Below are 6000 nucleotides of genomic sequence, written 5' to 3' on the forward strand. Positions count from 1 at the left end.
CGAAACGGATGGAGGAGCGACGGTTCGGCGCCCCGACTTGCTCGCGAATAGCGTTATGGCGCGACACCTGGGCTTTCACCACCCGACGGCGGATTCAACTGCAGCACCTCATTGGTATACGTCCACTCCTCCTGCACCTTGTCCGGATGCTCGTTCAGCCGGATGCCATAGGACGGCACGATCTGTTTGATCTTCGCCTGCCAGGCTGCTGAAGCCACCTTGTCCTTGAACACCTTGTTCAACACATCCAGCATGATCGGTGGCGCAGTCGAGGCGCCAGGCGATGCCCCCAGCAGGCCGGCGATGCTGCCGTCCTTGGACGTGACCACTTCGGTACCCAGCTTGAGCACACCACCCTGGGCCTCGTCTTTCTTGATGATCTGTACACGCTGGCCGGCTTGCCACAGGCGCCAGTCTTCCTTCCTGGCTTCGGGGAAGTAGGTGCGCAGCGCTTCGAAGCGGTCATCGTCGGACTGCAAGACCTGACCGACCAGGTACTGCACCAGGTCGAACTCGCGCACCCCTACCCTGACCATCGGCCAGGCGTTGTGAACACTGGCGCTGGCGAACAGGTCAAGCAACGAACCCTGCTTGAGGAACTTGGTCGAGAAGGTAGCGAACGGGCCGAACAGGATCATGCGTTTGCCATCGAGCACACGGGTATCCAGGTGCGGTACCGACATGGGCGGGGCGCCGCTCGCCGCAATGCCGTAGGCCTTGGCCATATGGCGCTGGGCAATGGCCGGGTTGTCGGTTACCAGGAACGACCCTCCCACCGGGAATCCGGCATAGTCCTTGGCCTCATCGATACCGGACTTCTGCAACAGCGGCAGCGCCGCGCCCCCTGCACCGATGAACAGGAACTTGGCATCGGTGGCGGCCTGGCTGCCGTCCTTCAGGTTCTTGTACTCCACATGCCAGGAGCCATCTTCGTTACGGGTAATGTCCTGGACCTCGGTCGACAGCTTAAGGTCGAAGTTCGGCCGGGTCTGCAGGTAGCCCACGTACTGCCGGGTGATCTCACCAAAGTTGACGTCGGTGCCGATCGGCGCCCAGGTCACGGCCAGTTTCTGGTTGGGGTCGCGCCCCTCCATCATCAGAGGCACCCACTTGCGGATCTGTTCGTGGTCTTCGGAATACTGCATCGGCTTGAACAACGGGCTGGCTTGCAACGCCTCGTAGCGCTTTTTCAGGAAGCGGATATTGTCGTCACCCCAGACAAAGCTCATGTGCGGGGTGGTATTGATGAATGAGTGGGGGTTCTTCAACACGCCCTGCTTGACCTGCCAGGCTAGAAACTGTCGGGTCACCTGGAACGACTCGTTGATCTCCACCGCCTTGCTGATGTCGATCTTGCCATCCTTCTCTGGCGTGTAGTTCAGCTCCGCCAGGGCCGAGTGGCCGGTACCGGCGTTGTTCCAGCCGTTGGAGCTTTCTTCGGCCACCTTGTCCAGGCGCTCGACCATCTCCATCGACCAGCCTGGCTCCAGCTCATTGAGCCAGACAGCCAGGGTCGAACTCATGATACCGCCGCCCACCAGCAGCACATCGACCTTCTTGGTTTCAGCCGCCTGGGCATTGAGCATGCCCATCGCCAGCGCCAGGCCGGCCAGCGCCCACTTCGCCTCGATCGTGATTTTCATGTCCTCTCCCGCACGCCTCGTAGCTGTCCGTAAAGTCCAGCACAAGCTTAGCTGAGGGTTTTACTGGGGCACCTCGATCACTGGGGCTTGCAATCAGGCCGCGCTCAAAATACTGTATGAATATTCAGTGTTTCGAGTCAGCCACCATGCAGCTCATCGCCAAACTCGGCATTCTCGCCGACGCCGCCAAGTACGATGCTTCCTGCGCCAGCAGCGGTGCGCCCAAGCGCAGCTCGCGCGGCGGCGACGGCCTGGGCGCCACCAATGGCATGGGCATCTGCCACAGCTATACGCCGGACGGCCGCTGCGTGTCGCTGCTCAAGGTGCTGCTGACCAACTTCTGCCTGTACGACTGCCAGTACTGCGTCAACCGCCGCTCCAGCAACGTACCGCGGGCGCGCTTCACCCCGGAAGAAGTGGTGCGCCTGACCCTGGACTTCTACCGGCGCAACTGCATCAGCGGCCTGTTCCTCAGCTCGGGCATCATCCGCTCGGCCGACTACACCATGGAACAACTGATCCGCGTGGCACGGTTGCTGCGCGACGAGCACAACTTCCGCGGCTACATCCACCTCAAGACCATACCCGACGCCGACCCGCTGCTGATCGAGGAAGCCGGGCGCCTGGCCGACCGCCTGAGCGTCAACATCGAGCTGCCGACCGATGCCAGCCTCAAACGCCTGGCACCGGAGAAACACGCGCACACCATCCGCCAGGCCATGGCGGTCATCCACCAAGGCCAGCAAGCCGTAGCCAACGAGCCGAAGGCGCCGCGCTTCACGCCCGCCGGGCAAAGTACCCAGGTCATCGTCGGCGCCGACGCCACCGATGACAGCACGCTGCTGCGCAATGCCGAGTCGCTGTACCAGGGGTACGGTCTCAAGCGTGTGTACTACTCGGCCTTCAGCCCGATCCCCGACAGCCCGGGCAGCGTGCCCCTGGCGGCGCCGCCGCTGTTGCGTGAGCACCGCCTGTACCAGGCCGACTTCCTGCTGCGTGGCTATGGCTACAAGGCCGGCGAACTGCTGGGCCATAGCGGCAACCTGGCACTGGACATCGACCCCAAGCTGGCCTGGGCGCTGGCCAATCGCGAAGTTTTCCCGCTGGATGTTAACCGCGCCGAACCGGCCTTGCTGGCACGTATCCCGGGCATCGGCCTGCGCAGCGTGCAGCGCCTGGTGGCGCTGCGCCGTGAACGGCGCATCCGCTATGACGACCTGATCCAACTGCGCTGCGTACTGGACAAGGCCCGGCCGTTCATTGTCACCAGCGACTACCGCCCGGCCCAGGCCGAGCTGCGCAGCGGCCTGTTGCGCGAACGCCTGCGCGAGCCACAAGCGCCTGTGCAGATGGGGTTGTGGGGGTGATCGCGCTCGACTGTGATAACCACTTCGCCACCTGGCGTGACCAAGCCCGAACGCTGCTCGGCCATGGCATCGACCCGGCCGAGGTGACCTGGTCACAAGGCCCTATCGATGATCTGCTGGCCGTGCCGGCACCGCTGCCTCAAGGCCCCGGCCCGTTTCGCGGCAAAGTGCCGGCGGCGTTACTGAGCCAGTTGGCACAGGCCGCCTGCTATCGCGGCGCGCAACGCTGGAACCTGCTGTACGAAGTGCTCTGGCGCGTCGCCCATGGCGATCGCACCGCCATGCTCGCGGGCGACCGCCTGGGCAGTGAGCTGCACCGGCGGATCAAACAAGTCAGCCGTGAGGCGCACCACCTGCATGCCTTCGTGCGCTTCGTCCCCCTGCCCGAGGCGTTGGCCGAGCGACTGCAGCTGGACCTGGTCGCCTATCACGAGCCCGCCCACGACATCCTGCACGATGCCAGTGCGCACTTTGCCGACCGCCTGGGCCGACAACGCTGGTTGATCGCCACACCCACCGATGGCATCCGCTTCGACGGCCAGGCCTTCGATTACCACCGCCACTGCCCCGATGACTGGCGGCAGTGGGCGCGCCATGCCGACGACCCCGGCGCCGAACTGTGGCGCACCTATTATCGCCACACCTTCAACCCTGCCCGCCTCAACCCGGACGCGCTGCGCCTGCATATGCCCGGGCGGTTCTGGCGGCATTTGCCGGAAGGCATGCTGATACCCCAGCTTGAAGGCCTGGCACGGCAGGGCAAACAGCGGGATGGGCAGGCGCTGGAAGTGGCCTCGCAGCGCGGCAAACGGATTTGTAGAGGTGAGTAACGCACGTGCTTACCGCCCCCGTTTTCAACGGCATGACCGAACATGGGGTCTTTGCAGGCACGTCTGAACGCAGCGTGGAACTGTTAGTTTTGTCAGTAGCAGCACTTAGTAAGGCACGCCTATGATCGCCGCAAAGTTCGCCATGGTTCGGCTCGATAAGGACTGTCTCGTGAGCCCCTATCAAGGCCCCGTCTGGACATCATCAGGTAGATTCCATGTCGATCAGAACGTGCATACCTGCTGGCGCAGCTACGGCGCTGTTCTTCGTCGCAACGCCTTCAATTGCCACAGAAGCGCCCTTCTCGCGCACCCTTTTTCTGGGCGACAGTTACACCGACAGTGGCTATTACCGGCCGTTGCTACCTCCTGGGGTTCAAGCTGGGCTAGGTAAGTTGACCACCAATCCGGGCAAGGTCTGGTCAGAGCATTTGGCTGACCACTATGGTGTGGATGCAAGCGCCAACGGCAATGGCCAGACGGGCGACAGTTACGCTGCGGGTGGTGCGCGAGTGAGCATGCCGGCGGCCGGTGAGCTTGGGCCGATCCCCTCGTTGACAGACCAGCTGGCTCAGTACTTTTCGACCACTGGTGGTGTCGCTGATCCCCGGGCGCTGTACACGGTCTGGGGCGGCATCAATGACATGGCGTCTATTGTCGACCCTAGCCAAGTGCCAGTCGTGGTCAGTGCGACAGTGACTGACCAGATTGGCATCGTTGCTGACCTAGGGCGAGCCGGTGCACGCTACGTATTGGTGCCCAACCTGCCGGATATGGGGCTTATCCCGCGCATTCGCGACAGGGGGGCAGAGGCCATGGCGCGGATAACGCCTCGCTACCAAGCTTACAATGATGCGCTTTACGGTGGGTTGAGGCAGGCTGGCTTGGCGTTCATTCCCCTGGATGCGTTCAGCTTCATGCAAGCGCTGGCAGGCAACCCCGACAGCTATGGTTTCACCAATGTCACTGATGCCGCCTGCGGACGAAAATTGGCGTTGATCTGCGGCCCGGCGGACTACGTCGTCCCCAACGCGGATATGACCTACTTGTTTGCAGACGATGTGCACTTGAGCACAGCCGCTAATCAAATGCTCGGGCAGTACGCCATTTCGGTGCTCGAAGCGCCGCGATACCAGCAAGTCCTCACCCACTCAGCGCACACGGTGGGTCGAAGCCGCGCTGATCAGGTCAGCCAACACGTAGGCAGTCGGCCCGCAGACGGTTGGCGCTGGTGGGGTAGCCTTCGTCACGACACTCAGCGTTATGATCATGGCCGCCTGTACGACGGCTCGGCCCCTGCTGGCTTGTTTGGCGTCGATTGGTCCCGTAACGGCGTTGTAATGGGAGGCTTCGCCGGTGTTGGTCGCATGGAGGCTAACTTCGGTGCGCATCAAGGGGGGTACACGCAGTCCGACTCAACCCTCGGCCTGTTTAGTGGCTGGTACGGTGAGCGAGTGTGGGTGAATGGCCAGCTCAGCTATAGCTGGCTGGATTATGACGTCACCCGTAAGGTTCAGATCGGACCTGCTACCCACACCCACAACGGTACTCCAGAAGGGCACAACCTCACGATGGCCCTTAACACAGGTTATGAGTTCGACAATGTGGGCGATTTGCGACATGGGCCGCTGGCCGCAATCATCTGGCAGCGGGTGGAGTTAGATGACTATGTCGAGAGCAATAAAAGCTTCACCGCCATGGGCTATTACGATCAAAAGGTTGACTCGACCGTGGGTCGAATTGGTTGGCAGGCCCGTCTACGAGCAAGTCGTTTTGAGCCTTATGCACAGATCACCTACGATCAGGCGTTTGAAGGCAGCAAGCAGGCCAACGCATGGCTGCAAACCGTACCTGGAGCTGGCCCGTATCGGGTGCCGGGGCTGGAGTTCGACCGTTACTACGTGACTGCGCTGCTGGGGGTGCGGGTAGTGTTAGGCGATGTGAGCGCCAGTGTCGGAGTTACAACGACCACCCTGCAGAGGGAGGCCCAGGACGCCAGCTTGTTTGCGAGTTTCAGTGGCAGCTTTTGAGCGATGAGTGGACAGTCTGCATCTAGTGTGGTGTTTCACAAATACCGCTGAAAATCTGAGCTAGGCTCTGTGGAAGCCAACTCTCCAAGGGCATCGACATGGGCCGACCAGCAACCGTCATTACCCTTTCCGA

At 62.0% G+C, this 6000-nt stretch carries 4 protein-coding genes; 3 read left to right on the forward strand and 1 reads right to left on the reverse strand.

Going from position 1 to position 6000, the window contains the following annotated elements; genetic code table 11:
* Window positions 1-53: 53 nt before the first annotated feature.
* Window positions 54-1643 (reverse strand): malate dehydrogenase (quinone), encoded by a 1590-nt coding sequence (mqo, locus tag HU766_RS17325; RefSeq protein WP_186659232.1) that lies wholly within the window; start codon window positions 1641-1643, stop codon window positions 54-56.
* Window positions 1644-1789: 146 nt separating this feature from the next.
* On the opposite strand from mqo, the gene HU766_RS17330 reads away from it, so the two are divergent.
* From HU766_RS17330 to HU766_RS17340, 3 genes are all read left to right on the forward strand, one after another.
* Entirely contained in the window at window positions 1790-3010 is a 1221-nt protein-coding gene (locus HU766_RS17330) for a putative DNA modification/repair radical SAM protein (protein WP_095065032.1), read from the forward strand.
* Window positions 3001-3840 carry a TIGR03915 family putative DNA repair protein gene (locus tag HU766_RS17335; protein ID WP_186659235.1) on the forward strand — a complete coding sequence of 280 codons (840 nt, stop codon included), beginning with the start codon at window positions 3001-3003 and terminating at the stop codon, window positions 3838-3840. Before HU766_RS17330 ends, HU766_RS17335 begins: the two co-directional genes overlap by 10 nt.
* A 215-nt stretch (window positions 3841-4055) precedes the next feature.
* Complete coding sequence (locus HU766_RS17340) at window positions 4056-5867, forward strand: autotransporter domain-containing protein (RefSeq protein WP_186659250.1); 1812 nt, start codon at window positions 4056-4058, stop codon at window positions 5865-5867.
* Window positions 5868-6000 lie beyond the last annotated feature (133 nt).

The sequence above is a fragment of the Pseudomonas sp. SWRI77 genome (assembly GCF_014269105.1).
GTDB classification, from domain to species: Bacteria; Pseudomonadota; Gammaproteobacteria; order Pseudomonadales; family Pseudomonadaceae; genus Aquipseudomonas; species Aquipseudomonas capeferrum.